General features: G+C 43.7%; 21 protein-coding genes, 1 tRNA gene and 2 pseudogenes. 3 read left to right on the top strand and 21 right to left on the bottom strand.

All coding sequences use genetic code 11. From position 1 onward, the window contains the following. Window positions 1-8 precede the first annotated feature (8 nt). From purH to glpK, 14 genes are all read right to left on the bottom strand, one after another. Entirely contained in the window at window positions 9-1,550 is a 1,542-nt protein-coding gene (gene purH / locus LCU_RS01115; RefSeq protein ID WP_056965815.1) for a bifunctional phosphoribosylaminoimidazolecarboxamide formyltransferase/IMP cyclohydrolase, read from the bottom strand. Next, window positions 1,519-2,136 (bottom strand): phosphoribosylglycinamide formyltransferase, encoded by a 618-nt coding sequence (gene purN, locus LCU_RS01110; protein WP_039098139.1) that lies wholly within the window; start codon window positions 2,134-2,136, stop codon window positions 1,519-1,521. The genes purH and purN overlap by 32 nt, the downstream gene beginning before the upstream one ends. Before the next feature lie 4 nt (window positions 2,137-2,140). Beyond that, on the bottom strand, window positions 2,141-3,163 hold the full coding sequence (gene purM, locus LCU_RS01105) for a phosphoribosylformylglycinamidine cyclo-ligase (RefSeq protein WP_056965813.1): 1,023 nt from the start codon (window positions 3,161-3,163) through the stop codon (window positions 2,141-2,143). Continuing rightward, window positions 3,160-4,602: an amidophosphoribosyltransferase gene (purF, locus tag LCU_RS01100; RefSeq protein WP_004265537.1), complete on the bottom strand. Its 1,443-nt coding sequence runs from the start codon at window positions 4,600-4,602 to the stop codon at window positions 3,160-3,162. Before purF ends, purM begins: the two co-directional genes overlap by 4 nt. After that, window positions 4,587-6,803 (bottom strand): phosphoribosylformylglycinamidine synthase subunit PurL, encoded by a 2,217-nt coding sequence (purL, locus tag LCU_RS01095; protein WP_056965812.1) that lies wholly within the window; start codon window positions 6,801-6,803, stop codon window positions 4,587-4,589. The genes purF and purL overlap by 16 nt, the downstream gene beginning before the upstream one ends. Before the next feature lie 2 nt (window positions 6,804-6,805). Next, window positions 6,806-7,480, bottom strand: a complete 675-nt coding sequence (purQ, locus tag LCU_RS01090; RefSeq protein WP_056965811.1) for a phosphoribosylformylglycinamidine synthase subunit PurQ — start codon at window positions 7,478-7,480, stop codon at window positions 6,806-6,808. Further along, complete coding sequence (purS, locus tag LCU_RS01085) at window positions 7,477-7,737, bottom strand: phosphoribosylformylglycinamidine synthase subunit PurS (protein WP_004265547.1); 261 nt, start codon at window positions 7,735-7,737, stop codon at window positions 7,477-7,479. The genes purQ and purS overlap by 4 nt, the downstream gene beginning before the upstream one ends. Further along, on the bottom strand, window positions 7,730-8,455 hold the full coding sequence (purC, locus tag LCU_RS01080) for a phosphoribosylaminoimidazolesuccinocarboxamide synthase (protein WP_035186097.1): 726 nt from the start codon (window positions 8,453-8,455) through the stop codon (window positions 7,730-7,732). The genes purS and purC overlap by 8 nt, the downstream gene beginning before the upstream one ends. Before the next feature lie 110 nt (window positions 8,456-8,565). Further along, window positions 8,566-9,864: an adenylosuccinate lyase gene (gene purB, locus LCU_RS01075; protein WP_004265497.1), complete on the bottom strand. Its 1,299-nt coding sequence runs from the start codon at window positions 9,862-9,864 to the stop codon at window positions 8,566-8,568. A 15-nt stretch (window positions 9,865-9,879) separates the two neighbouring features. Beyond that, the gene (gene purK, locus LCU_RS01070) at window positions 9,880-11,010 is read right to left on the bottom strand and encodes a 5-(carboxyamino)imidazole ribonucleotide synthase (RefSeq protein WP_004265530.1); all 1,131 of its coding nucleotides are present in this window, start codon (window positions 11,008-11,010) and stop codon (window positions 9,880-9,882) included. Beyond that, complete coding sequence (gene purE, locus LCU_RS01065; RefSeq protein WP_004265509.1) at window positions 10,994-11,479, bottom strand: 5-(carboxyamino)imidazole ribonucleotide mutase; 486 nt, start codon at window positions 11,477-11,479, stop codon at window positions 10,994-10,996. Before purE ends, purK begins: the two co-directional genes overlap by 17 nt. Before the next feature lie 170 nt (window positions 11,480-11,649). After that, entirely contained in the window at window positions 11,650-12,369 is a 720-nt protein-coding gene (locus LCU_RS01060; RefSeq protein WP_004270345.1) for an MIP/aquaporin family protein, read from the bottom strand. A 22-nt stretch (window positions 12,370-12,391) separates the two neighbouring features. After that, on the bottom strand, window positions 12,392-14,218 hold the full coding sequence (gene glpO / locus LCU_RS01055; protein WP_004270326.1) for a type 1 glycerol-3-phosphate oxidase: 1,827 nt from the start codon (window positions 14,216-14,218) through the stop codon (window positions 12,392-12,394). 11 nt (window positions 14,219-14,229) lie between these two features. Further along, window positions 14,230-15,747 carry a glycerol kinase GlpK gene (gene glpK / locus LCU_RS01050; RefSeq protein ID WP_004270348.1) on the bottom strand — a complete coding sequence of 506 codons (1,518 nt, stop codon included), beginning with the start codon at window positions 15,745-15,747 and terminating at the stop codon, window positions 14,230-14,232. A gap of 306 nt (window positions 15,748-16,053) precedes the next feature. On the opposite strand from glpK, the pseudogene LCU_RS01045 reads away from it, so the two are divergent. Then, window positions 16,054-16,579 (top strand): annotated as a pseudogene (locus LCU_RS01045) (IS6-like element IS1216 family transposase); the annotation flags it as partial. 168 nt (window positions 16,580-16,747) lie between these two features. On the opposite strand, the gene LCU_RS01040 reads toward LCU_RS01045, so the two are convergent. From LCU_RS01040 to LCU_RS01030, 4 genes and pseudogenes are all read right to left on the bottom strand, one after another. Further along, window positions 16,748-17,817, bottom strand: a protein-coding gene (locus LCU_RS01040) for an IS3-like element IS1520 family transposase (protein ID WP_099769415.1) whose coding sequence is annotated in 2 segments (ribosomal slippage) — window positions 16,748-17,601 and window positions 17,601-17,817 — 1,071 coding nt in all. Because the reading frame shifts where the segments join, the coding sequence is not laid out codon by codon here. Window positions 17,818-17,880: 63 nt separating this feature from the next. After that, window positions 17,881-17,985, bottom strand: a pseudogene (locus tag LCU_RS10035) (ParA family protein); the annotation flags it as partial. 1 nt (window position 17,986) lies between these two features. Continuing rightward, a complete protein-coding gene (locus tag LCU_RS01035) occupies window positions 17,987-19,165 on the bottom strand; it encodes a serine hydrolase (RefSeq protein WP_056967159.1) in 1,179 nt (392 codons plus the stop codon). A gap of 162 nt (window positions 19,166-19,327) precedes the next feature. Continuing rightward, window positions 19,328-19,765 carry a universal stress protein gene (locus LCU_RS01030; RefSeq protein ID WP_004270330.1) on the bottom strand — a complete coding sequence of 146 codons (438 nt, stop codon included), beginning with the start codon at window positions 19,763-19,765 and terminating at the stop codon, window positions 19,328-19,330. Window positions 19,766-20,054: 289 nt separating this feature from the next. Between LCU_RS01030 and LCU_RS01025 the strand changes: the two genes are divergently transcribed. Continuing rightward, on the top strand, window positions 20,055-20,777 hold the full coding sequence (locus tag LCU_RS01025) for an SDR family oxidoreductase (RefSeq protein WP_056967169.1): 723 nt from the start codon (window positions 20,055-20,057) through the stop codon (window positions 20,775-20,777). A 154-nt stretch (window positions 20,778-20,931) separates the two neighbouring features. On the opposite strand, the gene LCU_RS01020 is transcribed toward LCU_RS01025, so the two are convergent. The 3 genes from LCU_RS01020 to LCU_RS01010 all read right to left on the bottom strand — a co-directional run bounded on the left by LCU_RS01020 (window position 20,932) and on the right by LCU_RS01010 (window position 21,868). Next, window positions 20,932-21,132, bottom strand: coding sequence for a cold-shock protein (locus tag LCU_RS01020; RefSeq protein WP_004270328.1), 201 nt, complete (start codon window positions 21,130-21,132; stop codon window positions 20,932-20,934). 255 nt (window positions 21,133-21,387) lie between these two features. Beyond that, window positions 21,388-21,714, bottom strand: a complete 327-nt coding sequence (locus LCU_RS01015; protein ID WP_004270346.1) for a MazG nucleotide pyrophosphohydrolase domain-containing protein — start codon at window positions 21,712-21,714, stop codon at window positions 21,388-21,390. Between the two features lie 80 nt (window positions 21,715-21,794). Further along, a tRNA-Arg gene (locus LCU_RS01010) sits at window positions 21,795-21,868 on the bottom strand. A gap of 106 nt (window positions 21,869-21,974) precedes the next feature. On the opposite strand from LCU_RS01010, the gene LCU_RS01005 reads away from it, so the two are divergent. Then, window positions 21,975-24,386 carry a Xaa-Pro dipeptidyl-peptidase gene (locus tag LCU_RS01005; protein ID WP_056966324.1) on the top strand — a complete coding sequence of 804 codons (2,412 nt, stop codon included), beginning with the start codon at window positions 21,975-21,977 and terminating at the stop codon, window positions 24,384-24,386. Window positions 24,387-24,389: the final 3 nt, after the last annotated feature.

The following is a 24,389-nucleotide window of genomic DNA, read 5'->3' as shown; positions in this document are numbered from 1 at the left end:
CCTATTGGCTAGTGTTTGAAATGACGGCGACCAGTCGTCACCATACTGATTCCTTTTTGGTTGGCCATGTCGATTGAATCTTGATCCTTAATCGAACCACCAGGTTGAATAACAGCTGTCACACCATGTTCTGCGGCGTATTCAACGCTGTCATCCATTGGGAAAAAGGCGTCAGATGCTAAGACGAACGGTGCTTTTAATCCATTGGCTTCCGCTTGTTCGATTGCAATCTTCACAGAGCCCACCCGATTCATTTGCCCCGCACCAATGCCGAGGGTTTGGTCCTTTGTTGCGACCACGATGGCATTACTCTTAACGTGTTTAACCACACGTTGGGCAAATAACATCGCAGCTTGTTCATCAGCCGTTGGTGTTTTGTCCGTCACAACCTTCAATTCAGATGCTTGATCAGTCACCCGATCACGTTCTTGCACGAGTAAGCCGCCTAAAACAGAAACCATTTCGAAGCGATCCGCTTGCTTAGCAGCCTCAAAATCAAGCGTCATGACGCGTAAATTCTTCTTCTTTTCTAAAATGGCTAACGCTTCTGGGGTGTAGCTTGGTGCGATGATAATTTCTAAGAATAAACTGTGTAATTCTTCGGCTGTTTGAACATCCACTTCACGATTCAAGGCAATGATCCCCCCGAAAATCGATACTGGATCGGCCGCGTAGGCTTTTTGCCAAGCTTCATAGATGGTTGCACCCAAGCCGACGCCACACGGATTCATATGTTTCATCGCAACCACACAAGGTTCGCTGAATTCTGCGACCACTTTAACCGCCGCATCCGCATCTTTAATGTTGTTATACGATAATTCTTTCCCGTGTAATTGTACCGCTGAGGCAATCGAGAAAGCCGTTGGTAAACTGCTTTGATAGAACGCTGCTTTTTGATGGGCATTTTCCCCATAGCGCAACGCTTGTTTAAAGTCGTATGAACGTGTTAATTTTTCAGGGAATTCGATGCCGACTGCTTCGGTTAAATAACCGGCAATTAAGCTATCATAAGCTGCCGTGTGGCGGAATGCCTTGGCTGCTAAATAACGACGGTAATCAACTGCAGCTTGCCCCTCATCGACGACGTGTTCGAGGACTTGCGCGTAATCTTGTTGATCAACGACCACGTACACTGATTTGAAGTTTTTAGCGGCAGAACGCAACATTGAAGGCCCGCCAATATCAATTTGTTCTACAGCTTGCGCTTCAGTAATCCCTGGTTTTTGAATTGTTTCTTTAAAAGGATACAGATTGACACAAACTAAATCGATTGTCTGGATGTCATGGGCTGCTAAAGCGGCCATGTGTGTTGGTTCGTCGCGTTTGGCAAGCAAGCCACCATGAATATTGGGATGAAGTGTTTTAACCCGTCCATCCAACATTTCTGGGAAATGAGTGACTTCATCAATCGCAATTACTGGTACTTGCGCTTCTTGTAATACCTTGAATGTCCCGCCTGTTGAGATCACCTCGTAACCAGCTGCTATTAATCCTTTAGCAAATTCAATAATTCCTGTTTTATCTGAAACACTGACCAACGCTCTTTTCATTGATTGAATTACTCCTTCTATTTTGGTTTTTAATTAATTCAGCAACAACTTGCGGATAAATCGCGTGCTCTGTATCGTGCACGCGTTGTTCCAATGCGGCTAAACTATCGCCAGGCAACAATGGTACTTTTGCTTGGACAATCATCGGACCGCTATCGACACCTTCATCGATGTAGTGAATCGTAACGCCCGTTTCAGCCACTTGTGCCGCATAGGCCCGTTCAATACTTCGTAACCCAGAAAAGGCCGGTAGTAACGATGGATGAATATTGATAATCCGTTGTGGGTAGGCATGCAACAATACTGGGGTAATCACCCGCATATAACCTGCTAGCAATATATAATCCAACTGTAACGGTGCCAACAGCGCGACAATTGCTGCTTCATAGTGTTGTCGATCATCATAATCACTTAAGCGGATGACCGTCACCGGTACATTTCGTTGGCGCGCTTTTTCAATCACCGGTGCGCCCGGCTGGTCACACACTAAATTCATAATCTCCATGCCCGCTTTTTTTAAGGCGTCATCATCTGCAAGTACTTCAAAGTTAGAACCCGTTCCAGAAGCAAAAATCGCCACTTTCATCTCATCAACCCACCAATTCTATTGCATTTTCTTGTCGCGGTTTAACCGACCCAATTCGGTAAGCTTGTTCTTGTTCAGCGTTCAATTGGGCGAGGACTTGTGCCGCTTTTTCTGGTGCGACGGCTAAGACCATCCCGATCCCCATGTTAAAAATGTTATACATCTCGAGTGCATCCAATTGCCCATATTGTTTAAGTGCCGCAAAAATCGGTAAGCTTGGCCATGTTCCCAATTGAATTTCGGCCATCACGTTGTCAGGCAACATCCGCGGTATATTTTCAATAAAGCCTCCACCAGTAATGTGGGCCGCGCCCTTAATAAAGCCTTGTTCGATAAACGGCTGACATGCTTGTGTATAAATCCGCGTTGGTGTTAATAGCCATTCACCGAGTGTCTGACCAGGCAATTCGGGTAAGTGACTGTCGACGGACAACCCATGTTGTTCGAAGAAAATTTGGCGCACAAGTGAGTAGCCATTCGAATGAATCCCACTGGACGCGATTCCGATTAATACATCCCCTGTTTGAATCGTTTCACCAGTAATTAATTGAGCTTGATCAGCAATTCCGACTGCAAAACCCGCTAAATCATAATGTTTTTCAGCATACATACCCGGCATCTCGGCCGTTTCACCACCGATTAACAGCATGTCAGCAGCTTGGCAGCCTGCAACAACGCCGCTGACAATTTGTTCGATCTTATCCGGCTGCGTTTGACCAGCCGCTAAGTAATCTAAGAAATAAAGTGGCTTAGCGCCTTGGGCAACAATGTCATTGACACACATCGCGACACAATCAATCCCGATGGTCGCGTGTGCATCAGCTGCAAAAGCAACCATCAACTTGGTCCCGACCCCATCGGTACTTGAAACGAGCACCGGATTTTCATACTGCCCCATCGCTAAGGCAAACTGACCACCGAAGCGACCAATATTTTGATTGGTTGCGCCGACCTGCTTTTGAATCCGACGAACCACTTCGTAACCGGCTGTCACATCCACCCCGGCTTTTTGGTAAGCATTTGTCATGATTGTTGCTCCTTATCTGCTTTTAAACTTGCCTGATAGGCAGCTTCATAGTCATAAAGTGGCGTTGGATAGTCGCCGTTGAAATACGCCATACATAATCCGGAATACGGCGCATCTTGCTGTAACCCAATCGCGTCGATTAATCCCTGTTCACTCAAAAAGCCAAGTGAATCCGCGCCAATCGTGGCACACATCTCAGCAATACTTTGATGCGCGGCAATCAGTTCATCACGTGTTTGAATATCAATCCCATAAAAACAAGGGTACTTCAATGGTGGGGACGCAATCCGCAAATGCACGGATAATGCGCCCGCTTCTTTCAAACGTTTCACGATGTGCTTGCTGGTCGTCCCACGCACAATCGAGTCATCCACTAAAACGATTCGTTTACCAGCCACAACACTTTTAACCACGGCGAGTTTGCGGTTTACCCCTTGTTCACGAAGGGCTTGCGTTGGTTCAATGAACGTCCGCCCCACGTATTGATTTTTAACGAGGCCCATTTCATACGGCAAACCACTTTCCTCGGCATAGCCACTAGCGGCCGATAACGATGAATTCGGCACCCCAATTACCATATCCGCATCAACTGCGGTTTCGCGTGCTAACTGTTTCCCCATTCGTTTGCGGGCCGCATGGACGTTAATCCCACAGATATCAGAATCCGGGCGAGCAAAGTAGATATATTCCATTGAACAGATTGAATGCGTGGTTTCGGTTGTGAAGAAGTCAGAATGTAACCCGTCCGCATCAATCGTCACAATTTCGCCTGGCTGCACATCTCGGATAAAAGTTGCTTGAACGGTATTGAGCGCACAGGTTTCACTGGCCACAACGTAGCCCCCGTTTGCTAAACGTCCAATCGAGAGTGGTCGAAAGCCGTTGGGATCAAGCATCGCAATCAATGAATCTTGCGTTAATAATAGGTAGGCAAAGCCCCCACGAATTTGTTGAAGGGCCGTCTTAATTTGCGCGTGCAAATCAGGCCCTTCTGCACGTCGAATCAGATGCATCAGAATTTCAGAATCAGAGCTCGATTTTAAGATGGCCCCCGATTGTTCAAGCATGCGGCGCAGTGTGACCGCGTTGGTTAAATTACCATTGTGTGCAAGTGCGAATTGATCGGTTGCAAAATCGAATAGGAACGGCTGAATATTTTCTAAACCGTGACTACCAGCGGTCGCATAACGGACATGACCGATTGCCGCGTCCCCGGTTAGTTGGGTTAAGTGCTCCGGTTTGCGGAAAACATCCGCCAACAAACCACGATTGCGATAACCCATTAAGTGCCCGTGATCATTAGTGACAATGCCGGCACCTTCTTGCCCACGATGTTGCAAACTATGCAAGCCAAAATAAGTCATTTGGTTTGCTTCTGGACTACCCCAAATCCCAAAAACACCACATTCTTCATTTAAACTTTTTATTTCATTTGACATGGTATCGCCGTCTCCCAACTTAACTTCGCTTCAGTCACCGATAACTCAACAGTTGATTCAGTCGTTTGCACTTGCATAATTGGCGTGGCCGAGACCGTCCCAATTAATTGCGCCTGATCTTGACAGAACGCTTCAAACGCCGTCTGATTTTCTGGCCGAACCGTGATGATAAAGCGGGATTGCGTTTCAACAAATAACTGTTGTTGATTAAGGGGGACTTGCACGCGGCAGCCGAGTTGTTCTTTAAAAGTCATTTCGGCTAACGCAACCGCAAAACCACCCTCTGATAAATCATGTGCGCTAGTCACCCAGCCCTTTTGAATCGCTGCTAAGACGCAATCTTGACTCGCTTTTTCAGTGGCTAACGAAAAGCCGCTTAATCGTCCTGCAACTTTGCCCGTCAACATATTTTGGAGTTCCGAACCCGCTAAATTCGTATCCGTCTGGCCAACGAGGTAGATTAAATCCCCCGCTGACTTAAAATCTTGCGTCGTGATGTCGGCTGTATCTCGAATCAAACCGACCATCCCAATCATCGGTGTTGGATAAATCGCTTCGCCATTGAATTCGTTATAAAAAGAAACATTACCAGAGATGACCGGCGTATCGAAAACCTCGCAGGCCGCCGCAATCCCTTGGGCACTTTGATCAAATTCCCAGAATACCTCTGGCTTTTCCGGATTGCCATAGTTCAAACAATCCGTAATTCCCAGTGGTTGGCCCCCTGCCGCAACGATATTCCGTGCTGCTTCGGCAACTGCCACTTGCCCACCGACTTTTGGATCGAGGTATAAGTAACGCCCGTTACAATCCGTCGTCATCGCGAGCGCTTTTTTAGTCCCACGAATTCGGACGACCGCCGCATCGCTTCCTGGTAAAACGACGGTATTGGTCTTCACTTGTGCATCATAGTGGCTGTATAGCGAGCGTTTGTCAGCAATCGTGGATTGGCCCAATAAATCGAGCCATGTTCGTTTAACATCATTAATCACCGACTGATAAGGCGCCATCGCTTTAAATTCAGCGATGCGTGCTGGTTCAGTTTGTGCTTTATGATAAATCGGCGCATCACTCGTTAAAGCCGCCACTGGCAAATCGGCCACTAATTGCCCACCATGCCACAATTGATATTGTTGACTCTCAGTCACTTCACCAATCCGGACCGCATCCAGATCATATCGTTCAAACAAGGCAACCACATCTGTTTCATGACCAGCTTTAACACAAAGCGCCATCCGTTCTTGCGATTCAGAAAGCATGATTTCATAAGCGGACATCTCTGTTTCTCGTTGTGGCACAAGATCAAGATTGAGAATCATCCCAGTACCTGCCTTTTCAGCCATTTCCGCTGTTGAAGAAACTAAGCCCGCCGCACCCATATCCTGGATGCCGACTAGCCAATCTGGATGCTTCAAAATTAATTCCAAACAAGCATCCATTAATAGTTTTTCCATAAACGGATCACCCACTTGGACTGCTGAGCGTTGGGTCGCCTTGCCATCTGCAAATTCATCCGATGCAAAAGTGGCCCCGTGAATCCCATCGCGGCCGGTTTTAGCCCCGACGTAGAACACACTATTGCCAGCACCACGCGCTTTACCTTGCTGAATATCCTTTTGGTCGATGACACCAACGCACATCGCGTTGACGAGTGGATTAGTCTGATAACATGGATCAAATCCGATTTCACCACCGACCGTTGGAATCCCGATACAATTACCGTACCCGCCGATTCCAGCCACAACTTCTTGAACAAGGTATTTCGTGTGGTCATCCGTCAATTCACCAAAGCGCAGACTGTTCAAAAGCGCAATCGGCGTCGCGCCCATCGAAAAAATATCCCGAATAATACCGCCGACACCGGTGGCCGCCCCTTCATAGGGTTCGACTGCTGAGGGATGGTTATGGCTTTCAGCTTTAAAGACCACTGCTTGACCATCGCCAATATCCAAAATCCCAGCGCCTTCACCTGGGCCTTGCAACACGTGCTGACCACTTGTTGGAAATTTTTTCAAAACCGGCTTCGAATTTTTATATGAGCAATGTTCACTCCACATCACTGAAAATAACCCGGTCTCCGTATAATTCGGCAACCGTTTTAGAATTTTAGTACGAATCAATTCATATTCATCATCTGATAACCCCCATTGCTGATAAAGCTTGGTGGCTTGGATTTCTGCCGCTGTTGGTTGCTTTAACACGGTTATTGCCCTCCTTTTCGAATCGATGTGATTAATGCTGCAAATAAACGTTGCCCATCATCGCTACCTAATAAGGTTTCGACTGCGCGTTCTGGATGGGGCATCATCCCTAAGACATTGCCGGCTTCATTCGTAACGCCCGCAATATTCGCTAAACTACCATTCACATCATTTTGATAAGTAAATGCAATTTGGTGGTTCACTTTTAACCGTTCCAGGGTCTCTGCATCGCAATAATAATTCCCTTCACCATGAGCAATCGGCAACCGAATTTGTTCGTTCGGCATATAGTGTTGGGTGAACATCGTACCGGCATTGGTCACGTTCAACGCGACTGTGTCACAGATAAAATGGGTTTGTCGATTCGGCAAAAGAACGCCTGGTAATAACCCGAGTTCCGTTAAAATTTGGAACCCGTTGCAAATACCGATAACCGGTTTGCCAGCAGCCGCAAACGCCTTAACTGCCGTCATAATCGGTGCCAACTTGGCAATCGCACCACTGCGTAAATAATCGCCGTATGAAAAGCCCCCGGGCACTAATACGGCATCAAAACCTGCCAGGCTAGTTGCTGTGTACGGGATATACTCAGCGTTTTCATGACAAACATCTTCAATTGCATGATATAAATCAGCGTCACAATTGGAACCTGGGAAAACTAATACGGCAAATTTCATTGATTCGTCGCCACCTTTTGTATGTCGTAGTGGTATTGTTCCATATTAGGATTGGCTAAGAGTTGATCACAGATTTGTGCGACCTTTTTTTCAACTGCGGCTTGGTCATCGCCAGCCACTTGCATTTCAAAGGACTTGCCAATGCGCATGCCGCTCACACCATCAAAGCCAAGTCGTTCGATAGCTTTTTGGACAGCCTGGCCTTGTGGATCTAGCACCGAATCTTTATAAGTCACTTGCACACGCACATTAAACATCTGTAGAACCCCCTAAAATTTTTTCTAATCGTCGTAATACGACATCGTACACCGATACTAAATCCCCTTTGTTCAAGCGGAAAACATCCTTATCTAGCGATTCATGCGTCGTTTGATCCCACAGACGGCAGTTATCTGGGGAAAATTCATCCGCCAAAATCAAGCGACCGTCATACCGGCCAAATTCCAACTTAAAGTCGATTAAATCGATATCCGCACGGTCGAATAAATCGATTAGCAGCTGGTTGATCTGCTTAGTTTGTTTTTCAATCACTTCAATTTCCGCCGGTGTCACAATTCCAAGCGCGGTGGCTTGCGAAATATTGATGGCTGGATCATCTAGTGCATCATTTTTGTAATAGTATTCGATAATCGGCGTGGCCAATCGTTTGCCCGGTGCTTGACCAAACTTGCGGGCAAAACTCCCTGCCACCACGTTGCGCAATACTACTTCTAGGGGCACAATCGTCACTTTCTTGACGAGCTGTTCAGTTGCTGAAATATTCTCGATTAAATGCGTTTCAATACCATTTGCCATCAAGTATTTGAAAATTAATTTCGAAATCTGATAATTCAATAATCCTTTTCCCGTAATCTGTTCCTTGCGTTTGCCATTTAACGCCGTTGCTTGGTCCTTATAGACCATTCTCAACACATTTTGATCGTCAGTTGTAAAAACATCTTTCGCTTTTCCAGAATAAAACAACGTCTCACTCATGCTTGAATCCCTCCAAATAACATACATTTTATTTAAAATTAAAATAATCGTTCGTGTTACATTAGGGTGTAAAAAAACTTTGAAATAACCTCATTTCAAAGTTTTCATCATTATTCGCCCAAACCAACGCGGTCAAAGATTTCTGCGACGCGGCGAATATGGTAATGGTAATCAAACGCGTCGTCTAAATCAGCGGGCGTCAACACATTCATAATCCGGTCATCCGCTTCTAACAACGGTCTGAAATCAGTTTGTTGATCCCAAGCTTGGGCCGTTTTAGGTTGAATCAAGTCATAAGCCGCTTCTCTCGAAAGCCCATGATCGATTAACTTCAAAAGAACCCGTTGGCTGTAAATCAACCCGAAAGTCCGCCCCATATTACGCTTCATATTTTCTGGGAAGACTGTCAAGTCCGTCATAATTTTGGTGAACCGTCGAAGCATATAATCCAACAAAATCGTAGTATCCGGTAAGATGATGCGTTCGGCAGAACTATGCGAAATATCACGTTCATGCCAGAGTGCAACGTCTTCATACGCCGTTACCATGTGTCCGCGAATCACGCGTGCCAAGCCCGTAATATTTTCAGAACCAATCGGATTCCGTTTATGGGGCATCGCTGATGAGCCTTTTTGGCCTTTCGCGAAAAATTCTTCGACCTCGCGGGTTTCAGATTTTTGGAGACCCCGAATTTCAGTCGCAAACTTCTCGATTGAAGTTGCTAGTAACGCCATTTCAGCCACGTAGGCAGCATGCAAGTCCCGTGGTAAGACTTGTGTTGAGATTTCTTGGGCGCGAATTCCTAAATGTTCGCACACATAGGCTTCGACAAACGGTGGAATATTGGCAAACGTGCCCACCGCCCCACTAATTTTACCGGCTTCAACGCCTTTTGCAGCTTCTTCAAAATGTGCCTTATGTCGTTTTAATTCCGAATACCATAGTGCTAGCTTCAACCCAAACGTCGTTGGTTCAGCGTGAACACCATGCGTCCGGCCCATCATGACCGTATCTTGGTAACGTTTGGCTTGTTTGGCAATCACCGCCAATAGCGCATCGATATCGGCCCGCAAAATGGTGTTGGCTTGTTTCAACAAATAACCATACGCCGTATCCACCACATCGGTCGATGTTAAACCATAGTGGACCCACTTGCGTTCATCTCCAAGTGATTCAGAAACTGCTCTGGTGAAGGCGACAACATCGTGCCGCGTTTCCTGTTCGATTTCTAAGATCCGTGGAATTGAGAACATCGCATTGGCACGAATTTTCGCAACATCTTCAGCCGGAATGTGTCCGAGTTCTGACCAAGCCTCATCCGCTAAAATTTCAACTGCCAGCCATGCCTCATATTTATTCTGGTCCGTCCAAATCGCACCCATTTCAGGATTTGTATACCGTTCAATCATTTATTAGCGTCCCCTCTAGTCCCAAATTTTAGTCTTTTTAATTGCCGTTAACGTTTCATCAACAGCCGGCGTTAATAACGTGACGTGGCCCATCTTGCGGTTGACCTTTTGAACCACTTTGCCATAGTCGTGATAATGCCAATCTGCTGACTGCCGACTGGCTGTTAGCGCTGCTTGCCAGTGCTGCCCAAGAATATTGACCATTACCGCTGATTGCCACAATTGTGGTATTTGGAGTGGCCAGTTGCAGACGCCCCGAATGTGGGTTGCAAATTGAGAAAAGTCACACGCTTCAATCGTTAGATGACCTGAATTATGCGGCCGCGGTGCAATCTCATTAACGTAGAGTTGCCCGTCATGGCCGACAAAAAACTCGACACCTAACGTGCCGACTAATTCAATCTGCGTGGCAATTTTTGCCGCAACCGATTCCGCTTGTGCCGCTAACGCCGCTGAAATGCGCGCCGGGCAGATGCTGATATGTAAAATGTTATCTCGGTGTTGATTCTCGATTGCGGGAAAAACGGCTTGTTGCCCGGCTGAATTCTGACTAATTATGACCGAAATTTCTTGATCAAAATGGACCATCGCTTCTAATACACAAACACTAGCGGTTAACAACTGTTGAGCCACCTCCATATCCATTGCGGACCGTAGAATGACTTGTCCTTTACCATCATATCCACCGCGCGTGGTCTTCAAGATACAAGGAAAACCAACTTTTTTAACAGCTGGTATTAATTCTGCAGGGGTCGTTACAATCTCAAAGGTGGCATGTGGTAGCTGTTGGTCAACAAGAAATTGTTTCTCCAACAATCGGTCTTGAGCAATCCGTAGCGCCTTCGTCCCTTGAGGAATCCATGTATATTCTCGGGCAGCTTCAATCGTCTTAGCATCGACGTTTTCAAATTCATATGTCAACACATCGACACGTTGCGCTAACATCATAATTTGTGCCTGATCATCATAAGCTGCCACAATTTGATCATCCGCGACTTGTCCGGCTGGACAGTCTGCCTGCGGATCTAAGATAATCACTGCAAACCCCATCTCTTTAGCCGCTAATGTCATCATCTGACCTAACTGACCGCCCCCAACAATCCCAATCGTTTGCCCTGGTAAAATTTGGTTAGTCAAAGTCTGCATTACTTGCCACCGCCTTTGCATGCATCCGTGCTTGATACTGTTGCAGTGCCACTTGATAAGCTGGGACCTGCAAGCCACAAATCTGTGTCGCTAAAATACCAGCGTTAACGGCCCCCGCTTTACCAATCGCAACCGTCGCCACTGGTACGCCACCTGGCATTTGCACAATTGATAATAAAGAATCCAGCCCACTAAGTGCCTTACTTTGAATTGGCACGCCAATGACTGGTAAGACTGTATTGGCAGCAATCATCCCCGGCAAATGTGCGGCACCACCCGCACCAGCAATAATCGCACGATACCCGTTCGCCTGTGCTTCTTTTGAAAAGGCGAACATTTCATCCGGCATCCGATGAGCAGAAATAATCTGTTTCGTATAACTCACGCCCAACTCCGATAATACAGAAGCGGTCTGTTCCATTGTTCCCCAATCTGATATAGAGCCCATAACAAGTGCCACATCACTCATATTCTTTGCCCACTTTCTCGTTGTTGATTATGCTTTGATTCTAACAATCTTCATCTGATATGTCAAAATATTTTACGAACTATTTTATATAAATACATTTAATAATTCGTATTTAAATCATAAATACACAAAAAAAACGATTAACCTGTTGGTTAATCGTTTTTTTATCGTTATGGCAATACAACGAAGAGTAATGCACCTAAAATCCCACCGATGATTGGACCGACAACTGGGATCCAGCTGTATGACCAGTCTGAATCACCCTTGTTGGCAATCGGCAAGACTGCATGGGCAATCCGTGGGCCTAAATCTCGAGCCGGGTTAATCGCGTAACCAGTCGTCCCACCAAGTGATAGACCGATTGCTGTGATAACCACCCCAACCACTAATGGGTTCAAACCGGCTGTTAATTCACCACGTGTTAATGCTAGTAAAGCGAAGATTAAGACGAATGTCCCAATCAATTCACTCATTAAATTGGCAAATGGGCTGCGAATCGCAGGGCCAGTTGCAAAAGTGCCTAAGATTGCTGCTTGATCTTTAGTAGCTTGCCAATGTGGATAGTATTGAATCCAAACGACAACTGCGCCTAAGAACGCCCCAATCATTTGGGCGATAATGAATGGTACCACCGCTGCCCAAGGGGTCTTGCCAATCATTGCAAAAGCAATCGTCACCGCTGGGTTCAAGTGTGCAGGTCCCATAAATGCAGAGGTATATACCCCTAAAGTAACCGCAAAGCCCCAACCAAGCGTGATAGCAACCCAGCCAGCACCGTTGGCTTTTGTTTTTGCTAAGCTAACGCCCGCTACAACGCCATCCCCTAAAAGAACAAGGATAAACGTCCCAACAAGTTCACCAAGCGCCTGAACCATTATTGAATGTTCCATGAGATTTCCTCCAAGTTAAGTCCTATTTTAAATAGTCTAATTGTGCTTCAGCAATTGCTGAATCCAATAATTCTGTTTGACGTGCTTTTTCAGCGTCATCCCAGTTCAATAAACGCGCCATTTCATCAACAACTGGTTGTTTGATGGCTGCTAATTGATCATTGTGGAATAAGATGAAGTTTGTCCGTCTTAAAAGATAATCAACTGGTGTTAATGTCATTTCTTCGTTAACTGAGTATCTTAAGCTGATTGTTTCTTTCAAGTTCAAGCCTTCAGCAGCACCTTGGTCCGCGTATGAAACAACCCGGCTGACGTTTGAACCGAAGCGGTTTGCTAAATCAATCGCATCTTCTTCATCAATCCCTTTGTTCATCGCAACTTTTGCATAGAATTTAAGGGTATCATCCACGTTATTTGGATCGAAGTGCCCACCTGAAACTTGTAATTTCTTAGAATCGATTTCACGAACTGTTTCATTGAAATCTTTCTTCAAGATATCCCGGATTAATTCAAGCGCACCGGCTGCCATCTTACGATAATCAGTAATCTTACCACCTGATAAAGTGATTAAGCCGTTTTCAGCCACTTTCAAATCACTACCACGAGAAACTTGTGATGGGTTGACTGATTCTTCAGCATGCGCCGTTCTTAATTGACTGATTGCTTTTTCAACATCTGCACGAGCAGCTGTTTTGTTTTCGTAATCATCAACTGTCTTGATTAAGTTGTTGAATGATTCTTCTGAAACCTTACCGCTATTAGCGCCACCACCGTTATAATCGGAGCTACCGTTATTAGAAATTAATGGTCGTAAACCTGCCCAGCTAGCTTCAATATCGTTTAAAGCGATATTAACGCTAGGATAGCGATTGTTGATTGCTTTTAAGAGGTAATCAACGTCTGCTTGTTCAACACGTGGGTGTTTGAAATCGCCTGTGTAATCAGTATCAGTTGTCCCGAAGTACGTCTTACCTTCGCGTGGCACAACGAAAATCATCCGACCATCATGTAAGCCTGAATCGAAGTAAGTTGGTTGTGGCACTGATAAACGACTACTATCAACAACTAAATGAATCCCTTTAGTAGGACGAAGTGTTTCTTGTGCTTTGACTTCCGTGTTTAAAGCATTTACTTTATCCACCCAAGGGCCAGCAGTATTAATGACTAATTTGGCATGAATATCGAATGTTTCATCCGTTAATTCATCGTGTGCTTTCAAACCGTTTACGCGACCGTTTGCATCATAAGTCATTCCGACTGCTTTAACGTGACTTGCGATTGATGCACCTAATTCGTCAGCTTCTTTAATATTTTCGATGACTAAGCGCGCATCATTATTGACGAAATCTAAATAAACACCAGCACCCATCAAACGGTCTGACTTCAAGCCAGGTTCGCGTTGGAGTACTTCTTTACGATCAATTGTATAGTTGGCATATTGTGTACCAGTTACCCCTGCCAATTTATCGTATAAATCCATGGCAATCTTGACACTGAACATGTCGTAAGTTGCTTCAGGTTCATCATAGATTGGTAAAAGCATTGGTGTAGGCCGTGGGATGTGAGGTGCAATCCCTTGAACAACGGCCCGTTCACTAACAGTATCTGCAACAACCCCAACGTCGAAAGTCTTTAAATAACGGATACCACCGTGAACTAACTTCGTTGAACGTGATGAAGTCCCCTCAGCAAAATCTTGCATTTCAATCAAACCGGTTTTGATGCCTGATGCAGCCGCTTGAATAGCAACCCCAGCACCAGTGATCCCGCCACCGATTACTAATAAATCAAGTTGTTCGTTCTTTAAGTTATTAATTACTTGTTGACGTCCTTCTAATGAAAATGTCATTATAATCCTCCTCATTCACGCATTTTATATGGTCGATGTTTGAAAACCTTTGTTGCTTCAACTGCTTGTTGCCAACCAGCATAGAGATCTTCCCGTTCTTCTTCAGGCATTTCTGGTTCGAAACGTTGCCCAACTGAGAAAATATGCGCCAATTCGTCTGTATCTTGCCAGAAACCAACTGCTAAACCAGCCAAAAATGCAGCCCCCATTGCAGTTGTTTCTAAATTAGCTGCCTTTTCAATCGAGCTATTCAAAATATCTGCTTGGAATTGCATTAAATAGTTGTTGTTTGCAGCACCACCATCAACGCGGAGCACTTTGATATCAATGCCAGTATCTTTTTGCATGGTTTGAACGACATCCCGAGTTTGATAAGCTAATGATTGCAGTGTTGCCTTAATAACGTCTTGTCGGTTCGTCCCACGCGTAATCCCTAGAATTGAACCACGTGCTTCTGAGTCCCAGTATGGTGCACCCAAACCTGTAAAGGCAGGCACAACATAAACTTCATTTAAACTGGTTGAAGCCTTAGCGGCTGCTTCTGAATCTGATGATTTTTCAACCAGTTGCATACTATCACGCAACCATTGAATGGCTGAACCAGCAACGAAGACTGAGCCTTCAAGTGCATAGTTGACTTTACCATTGATTGAATAACCAATTGTCGTTAGCAAGTTGTTTTCTGACATTGTTGGTTTTTCGCCAGTATTCATCACAATAAATGAACCTGTCCCATAGGTGTTCTTAACCATCCCTGGTTGGAGAGCTAATTGACCAAATAATGCGGCTTGTTGATCCCCTGCCATCCCTGAAATTGGTACCGTGCTACCATAGAAATGATAAGGTGCTGTTTCACCATAAATTTCAGAGTTTGACCGAACATCAGGTAACATGGCCCGTGGAATGTTTAAAATCTTGAGGATTTCGTCGTCCCAATCCAAATCGTGAATGTTAAACAACATTGTCCGACTTGCATTTGTATAGTCGGTAACGTGTGAAGCGCCACCTGTTAACTTCCATGTAATCCAAGTATCGATGGTTCCAAAGAGGAGTTCGCCCTTTTCGGCTCGTTCTTGTGCACCTGGCACTTGATCCAAAATCCAACGAATCTTAGTCGCTGAGAAGTAAGCATCAATTAATAGCCCCGTCTTTTGATGGAATAATTCTTCATGCCCATCTTTCTTCAATTGTTCGGCAATGTCATTTGTTTGTCTTGATTGCCAAACAACCGCATTATAAATTGGTAAACCAGTTTCCTTATCCCAAATAATAGTTGTTTCACGTTGATTAGTAATCCCAATCCCCGCGATTTGATGGGGTTGAATCCCCGATGATATAAAAGCGTTTGCAATCGTCGATAAAACAGCGTTCCAAATTTCGTTTGCATTATGTTCTACCCAGCCCGGTTCGGGGAAGTACTGGGGGAATTCACGCTGTGCATCGGCGACTTTTTGACCATTGTGATCAAAAATGATTGAACGAGTACTGGTTGTTCCCTCATCAATCGCCAAAATGTATTTTTCAGTCATCTTAATCCTCCTTTAACAACAATGTTAGGAAAACGTTTCCTCGAAAACTATTATAGATTACCGATGTCCAAAAAGAAAGCGTTTTACCCAAATTAAATTTTACACAATTTAACATCCTTACCAATTCGGCATTTGTAGCACATCCAAAATTAAAAAACGGGTCAATAATCTCAGATCAACACTAATTAAAGTCCTTCATCTGAATCATTAAACCCGTTTTTTTACTTAAATCGGTTCTGTTGCAAAGTTTTAAATCTACTATCAAATAAGGTAGAATAATAGAAAAAGATAGCAGGAGGAATGACGATGAATCATTTTAAAGGAAAGCAATTTCAGCAGGATGTGATTATTGTAGCCGTGGGCTACTATCTTCGTTATAACCTTAGCTATCGTGAAGTTCAAGAAATCTTATATGATCGTGGCATTAACGTTTCTCATACGACGATTTATCGTTGGGTGCAAGAATATGGCAAACTACTCTATCAAATTTGGAAAAAGAAAAATAAAAAATCCTTTTATTCATGGAAAATGGATGAAACGTACATCAAAATTAAAGGAAAATGGCATTATTTGTATCGAGCCATCGATGCAGATGGTTTAACCTTGGATATTTGGTTACGTAAAAAACGGGACACACAAGCAGCCTATGCTTTTCTTAAGCGGTTAGTGAAGCAGTTTGATGAACCGAAGGTTGTAGTCACAGATAAAGCCCCCCTCTATTACAAGTGCCTTTAAGAAACTAAAAGAATACGGCTTTTATCAAGGGACAGAACATCGTACCATTAAATACCTGAATAATTTGATTGAACAAGACCATCGTCCAGTAAAGAGAGGCTCCTATGTCAAGAATCCGGACATAAAAGTACGAACAAATTTGACTTTCAATTTAAATTACTTAATTTAATTTTCGGAGGCCGAAGTTTTAGTCCCGTTCAGATTTTAAAAACGCTTTAGAGTATATTAAATAAGCCCCAACATTATTGAATTTAATAGCCTGTAGCTACGCTACAAGTGAAATACGATCACTGTTATACCAACGAATATAGTTATCAATTCCGGCGATTGCTTCATGAATTGTCTTAAAATCTTGGAAATTAACGTATTCACGTTTCAAAATTGAATGAAAACTTTCAATTCGCGCGTTATCGCCGGGCTGACCCTTTCGGGAGTAAGAATGCTTGATACCATACTTCGATAAAGTGTTTTCAAATAAGTCACTTGTGTATTGGCTTCCCATATCACTATGAATAATTTGTGGTTTAACTGCTTGCGCCATGACTTGGGTAATAACGTTAGTCGCTAGTTCTTTAGTCATCTGCGTATTAAGTTGGTAAGCAATAACCCGTCGGGTTACTGGATTATAGACACTAGCTAGGTAACACCAAGTATGGTTAAGGGGAATGTACGTAATATCAGTCAATAAAATACCAGATTGATCAGTTAACTGCTTAATCAAGTTTGGTCGCTGATCATAATCAGTCTGAGTGGTTGGCTTATTGATTCGTTTAACCATTCTAGATCTAATCCCTAATTCACACATTTGTTGATAGACCAGACGCTGACTAACGTGAATATCAGACTGTTGATTTAGTAAGATCGTTAATCGTGGGTAGCCATACATTGGATATCTTAACCAAGCCGTTAACACTTCTTGTTTAATTAAATGCCGGCGGCGTTCAGTTCTACTTGGCTGCCAATGTAGATAATCATAGTAGGTTGAGCGCGGAATTTTGAGTACTGATAAGATACGCGTAATGCGGTGCCCAGCAAGTAAATTAGCGTTGACGACTTCTAACACGAGGGCACGCCCTTTAATAATTAGCTTTTTGCCATGAGCGCCGCCGCTCGTTTTAAAATATCAAGTTCTTCTTTTAACCGTTTATTTTCTTTAATCAGAGCACGTTCATTTGATGATAGCACTTTAGTGTTGTTAGGATCAGCTTGTTTAATCCACTTAGTGACCGTTGAAACACTGACGTTGTATTCTTTAGCCAGTGAGTTGGCCGAACGGCCAGTCTGACTTAAGCTAACAATCGATTCTTTAAATTCATTTGAATATTTAATTGCCATAATAAAAAGCTCCTTTATGATGTATTATATCGAACAGTTTGTCCGTAATTCCATCATAGGAGCCATATTTCGGAAAACCAAATTATCCTCTTTATGTTCTTTGTACAGTTCTTCCAGGTTTGATTTTATCGTTGCGCTGTCCGTATCAACTAAATAAGGAACAAAACCCTTAAATCGTTGCAGTTATTTTAGTATATAATTCACCGTTCATCTTGCTGAGCGAAACCTTTTCGTTCTTTTCGTTTGAAAATAACACGATATAGATTCGGCCACCGTGGCTAAATCCGTTCGACACATTCCAGCCTGACAAATAACCACGGTTAATAATGAGTGCTGGATCATTGTAAAAGCCCATTCCATAGTGGGACGTACTCCCTGGTTGGAACATTTGAGCCTTACTCTGTTCATTAATTAATTTTCCAGTCCACAACGCGCGGTCAAAACGGTACATATCAGTCGCCGTCATATACATATCTCCGACCCTTGGTAGTTGCGTGAAATTGGGGAGTTGTCCCGCAGCGCCATTTGCCAGATAGCCAATGGAAGCCGCTGGTAATCGCGAATATTGATCCGTCATGAAACCAGTGTGCGCCATTTTACTTGGTTTTAGAATTTTTTCTTTTAGATACGTTTTGTAATCTTGATGACTCACTTTTTCCAAAACCTTCGTCAGCACAATATAGTTCGCATCCATATAGTGCCACTTGCCCGGTTGTTCCTTAATCCCATTTTTAATAATTTCTTCGATTAATTGGTCGAGAGTCTTCGTCTGATTATCTTGGTCCCGACCGACAATGCCTGATGTATGATGTAAAAAATCAGTCAGTTTAATCTGCTGCCCATTCGGAAAGTCCGGGAGGTACCGACTGATTGGATCGTTGACGTTTAGCTTTCCTTGTTCTTGTAACTGCAATAAACTCGTTGCAATCAACGCTTTTTCAGTTGAACCAATCGCATATAGCGTATCTGGCGTATTCACCAACTGCTTGGCCCGATTAGCACTGCCGTACCCCTTATCCAACAAAACTTGCTTATCGCGGACAATTAACGCGGTACCTGAAAAGCCAATTTGCTTTAAGTAGTCATCTAACGCTTGTTCTGCAACAATTGTCGGTTGGCTTTCTGCTTTAAGTCGTTCTTCCTTTGCTTTAGCAGCAGCGACTTTTTGTGATTCGCGCTGTTTCTTTGCTTCTTGCGCTTGTCGTTGGCGCTTAATCTTGGCTTGTTGTTGCGCGATTTTTACTTCTCGTTGGTGATGTTGTCGCTGAACCACAATTCCGCCCGCTACCAGACCGAATATGACCAGAATACCAATGACACCACCAATTTGACGCCCTTTTTTTGACATCAACTGTCCCTCCGAAATTTCTAATCTATCCATTAATTTATTACAATATTAATGTACAATACGCTTTTGGATTTGAACAGTGACATTATTGTCATCTAACCACACGCAAAAAAGCGGTCGCGACAAAAAATGTCGTGACCGCTTTTTTGGAACCAGACGTTCTTATTTAACTAATAAAACATTCGTTGCAGCATGGGCACTAACATATTGGGCAACCGATCCCATCATCATTCGTTCAATGACCCCTTTCCCCGTAATCCCCAACATGATTAAATCAATCCCATATTCTTCAGGAATGCGAATCGCAATTTCTTTTTTCGGTGAGCCGACTTCCAGAATCGGGGTGACCTTCGTTAGCCCATGATTATTCGCGTAACGAATATTAGCCGCTAGTTGCTCCTTCACACGATCTTTTTCCATCGCCGTCATCTTCGCATAGACACTAGCATCCGGTGAAACATAGACTGTACTTGGAATAATATGAGCCACATAAAGCTCAGCATCATTTCTTTTCGCAACTTCAACAGCTTCCATAAATGCCTTGTTCGCTAAGTCAGATCCATCGACCCCGACTAAAATTTTCTTATACGTTGTAATCATTTAGCAACACCCTCCTATTAATGAAATGAATGCGAATCCTAACTATATGTTCATTATACTGAACCCAATAGGGCCTTGACAATTTAACTGCCTAAACAAAAGACATATCGTTAATAGCTATAGTACCGTCGATGGTGCACGAATTCGAGTTAAAGAATTGGTATCTCTAAAAAGCCTAATATATACTGACCCTAAGTTAATTAACGAAAGCACCTAATAGCTATCTCATGCACTCATTTCTAAATCAATCAACTTAAATAATAATTTGAAAAAGAAAGGACTGTCACATATGGATATTGTCATAACCGGTGGAACATCTGGGATTGGCTATCGCATTGCCAAAGATCTCATTGCAGAAGGCCATCAAGTCATTATCATCGGACAGGATGCGGCAAAAGGCCGGGCTTCTGTGGCCCAACTTGGAAAAGCGGCCTTTTTTATCCAAGCCGATTTAGCGACCAAATCAGGACGCAACCAAGCACTGGCAAGCATCAAATATAAAGTGGATAAAATACACGTTCTAGTGCACACTGCCGGTGTTTTCCCCAGCTCAGCAGAAGAAAATATTAAGGCTAATTTAGTCCCCCATTATCAGCTAACAATGGGCTTAGCAGACCGATTAACTGGCGGTCGCGTCCTTATCATAACCGGTGATCCGCAAATCATTCAACAACTCAGCATTTGCGAAGAACAGGAGACTACTTTACAACGTGCAAGGTGGTTATTAACCCATAAAGCTTTATTAACCCTCTTTCTCAGTTATCTTCTGGCTGAAAAAGAGATTACGGTCAATTCATTTCTCCCAGGGAATGTCACCGATGAGCTACCGCATTATTCCCAAACATTGCTGCATACTGAAGTGCCAGTTGGAAAATACTTAGCACTCCATCCCGATCTAACGCAGAGCACCGGTAATTTTTTTGATAATGATCGCAACTTGGTGTTACTCAATGCTCGGCAATACAACTATGATAATGCAGAAAAGCATTTGTTACAGTATTTAACAGAGTAATTGAGACTATAAAATCGCTTATCATTAGTGGCAACATGAGAATATTATTTTCCACTAAACTAAAAAAGGACCTGAGACAGTTTTTGTCTCAGGTCCTTACTTATTTGATTGAATTGATTGTATAAAAAAACCCCGCAGATGCGGGGCACAAATATTAAAGTTTAACGATGTTTGTTGCTTGAGGACCGCGGTCGCTGTCTTCAACATCAAATGATACTGCTTGGCCTTCGTCTAATGACTTGTAACCGTCACCTTGGATAGCTGAGAAGTGAGCAAATACGTCTTTGCCGTCTTCACCAGTGATAAAACCAAAACCTTTGTCTGCGTTAAACCATTTTACTGTGCCGTTGTTCATAATAATTTCCTCCTGATACATATCAATGTACGTTTTTTGTTGCAATAAATTATTGATAGGTAAAAGAGGAAGGTATTGTGCATCCAAAACTCAAATTACGTTTCAAAATTTGATTACTTGAACAGTATAGCATGGCATTTTCTAATTAGCAACCCGCATCCCAAAACTATCGACTAAATCGCTCGCAATTCATTCGCAAAAGGCTATTAAAATAGGCTTTAAAGCGCATAAACTTTTTATTTAAATATTTAATTTCTAATCATTTTCGAACCGTTTTGTAAACTTTGCCTCGCTAAGTGCCATCAATTCCTCAGGCTCAATTTCATATTTCGAACAGATAATGAGCAGTTGGTCGAAGCAATCGGCTAACTCCTCTTTTAAGTTAGCTTGCTTTTCAACGTCGTTTTTAACTTTTTTCCCTGGGTGATCACGCCCAAGTTCAATCGTTCTAACGGCCCGTGACAATTCCCCAAGTTCTTCACTCAAGAAGTTCAAACGAATTAATGGTGAAAATCGATACCAATTCCGTTGTTGATAAAAATCAACTAACCATGTTTGATGCGCTTTTAAATAATCTTGCATTTTACATTCACTCCATCATTAAAAAAACACCTAACCTCGCAAGCAATGTGCGAAATTAGATGTCTCCAAGAATTATTGAATGTCACAGGCGAGATTCGAACTCGCGACCTACGGTTTAGAAGACCGTTGCTCTATCCAGCTGAGCTACTATGACCTCATTGATTGACGGTTTTTGCTGTCAGAATACCACACAACATGCTATATTATAAGCAATTGAAGTAGTCACTGTCAATTAAAATTCGCAGAAATGAGGGAAAAACATGCAATTAAATCAGTTTTCACGCTTAACTAAATCTCAATCTGAACAAATCACGGAATTACAGCGTATTCATTTACTCCCAAAGGATTTCACCCAGCTCCCCTTCCAAGTCCTTGCCCAAGATATTTTTCAACGGCTGTTCCCAGAAGCACATAGTCAATCAACCCAGAGCGGGCAACTTAGTTTATTACAAGCCACAACCGAATTAAATCTAACCGCCTACCTTGAAACCATTGATACTTCATTCGATCAAGTTGTCTTCTATAATGTCGCCCTCCAACTCTTGGGTTTTGAAATGACAACCGATTTTGAACTTGATCAACCCACTGCTTTTATGGCCGCCACAAAACTCCCATTTATCGATCAAGCGGCATTTGATCAGACCACTTTCATCGAAGCCCTTTATCTCCTATTAACGACGCGTAGCCAAACTGGGTTACTTTATCTGGATCAATTGGCTAACCGTGGTTTTTTTGCAGACTGGCAAAGTGATCAGCCCCAATTTCTCATCTTCAATGGTAAGGTCCAGCCCGTTTTCGATACCAGCCATTTAATTCGAGAAGTCGTTTATGTTGAATCGAGCCTAGATACTGATCAAGACGGCCAACGCGACTTATTAGAAACGACTATCTTCAGACCACGCGAAACTGAAGCAGGCTTAAAAATTCCAGCACTCTACACTGCCAGTCCTTACTATAAGGGGATTAACGACGTCGATGCTGATTTGCACAATGTTGATACTACAATTGCGACTAAACCCGTTCAACAACCAAGCTTAGCTGATTTAACCCAAACGCCAACCACTGCACCGCTTCCTCAACCTCGCGCCGTTAATGGCACAAGTATGACAACTGAATTAAACGCAACAGATGACAGCAATTACAGTTTAAATGATTACTTTCTGGCGCGCGGATTTGCGAACGTTTACGCTGGCGGCATTGGCACACGCGGTTCCGACGGCGTCCGGACTTGTGGCTCACCTGAAGAAACAGCTTCAACCACGGCTATCATCGAGTGGTTAGCCGGTAATCGACGAGCTTTCACCAACCGCACCGATGGCATTGAAATTAAAGCTTGGTGGTGTAATCACCAAGTTGCAATGACTGGTAAATCCTACCTTGGTACTTTAGCCACTGCTGCTGCAACAACTGGCGTTGAAGGTCTGAGAACCATTGTAGCTGAAGCCGCCATTTCCAGTTGGTACGATTACTACCGCGAAAATGGCTTAGTGGTCGCCCCAATTGATTGTCAGGGTGAAGATGCCGATGTCTTAGCGAAGTTGTGCCAAACCCGCCAAAAAGATGCCGCTGATCATGCGCTCTCTGGCACTTTCTTCGCCGACCAACTCAAAGCCCTGCAAGAAGGTCAAGATCGCATCACAGGCAATTACAACGCCTTCTGGGCAGCCCGTAACTATCGTGACAATCTCGCCAACCTGAATTGCGATGTCATCTTAGTCCACGGATTAAATGATTGGAACGTTAAACTACAAAATGCCGGCGCCTTGTGGGATTTATTGCGCGATCAACCGGTTAATAAGAAGCTTTTCTTACACCAAGGTGAACATATCTATATGAATAACATTCAGTCGATCGATTTCACCGATATGATGAACTTATGGTTCACGCATCAATTACTCGGCGTTGAGAATCAGGCTGTCACAAAATTACCGGCTGTTACAATTCAAGACAACGCACAAGAAGCCACTTGGACGACCCAGGCGGATTGGCTAGCCCTCGACAATCCAACTACGACTTTCTGGCTAAACGAACAAACATTAAGCACTAATGCTACCGAAAATGCCCCACTGACGACTTTTAAAGATGACGGTGTTGCGGCCTTTAGAGCCCAAAAAATCAGTACAGCCGCTTGGCAAGATGCCTTAATCGCAGATCAATCAAGTTTCACTGGCAACCGGTTGCGTTTCTTAGGCTCCCCGCTTACCGAACCGCTCATTATTGATGGTCGAATTCAGTTTAGAACAAGGGTCGCTGTCAATGCCGAACGTGGGCTATTGAGCGTGCTGGTTATTGACTATGGTCAATTCAACCGTTTAGGCACCACACCTGCTGTATTAGCTGCTAAAGGCCAACAACTCGGCTATCAGTGGCGCTATGATGATTTAAAGGAATTTAAGCTCAATCGACCAAGCAATTATCAAGTCATCACTAAAGGACACATCAATCTCCAAAATCGCCACAATAGTTATCAAACCGACGCCGTCACCCCAAACGAATTCTATGATATCACGCTCGACCTACAACCCACCCATTATGATTTAACAGCGGGACATCAACTCGGTCTATTAGTCTACGCGACTGATATGGGAATGACGATTCGTGAAGAGCAAGCATTCGTTTACCAAGTCGACTTGGCTGCTAGCCAACTGATTGTCCCCCATCTAAATGATTAATAA

The organism is Latilactobacillus curvatus JCM 1096 = DSM 20019, from assembly GCF_004101845.1.
GTDB lineage: Bacteria > Bacillota > Bacilli > Lactobacillales > Lactobacillaceae > Latilactobacillus > Latilactobacillus curvatus.
The sequence above is the reverse complement of the archived record's forward strand: the minus strand, read 5'-3'. Positions and strand labels throughout refer to the sequence as shown.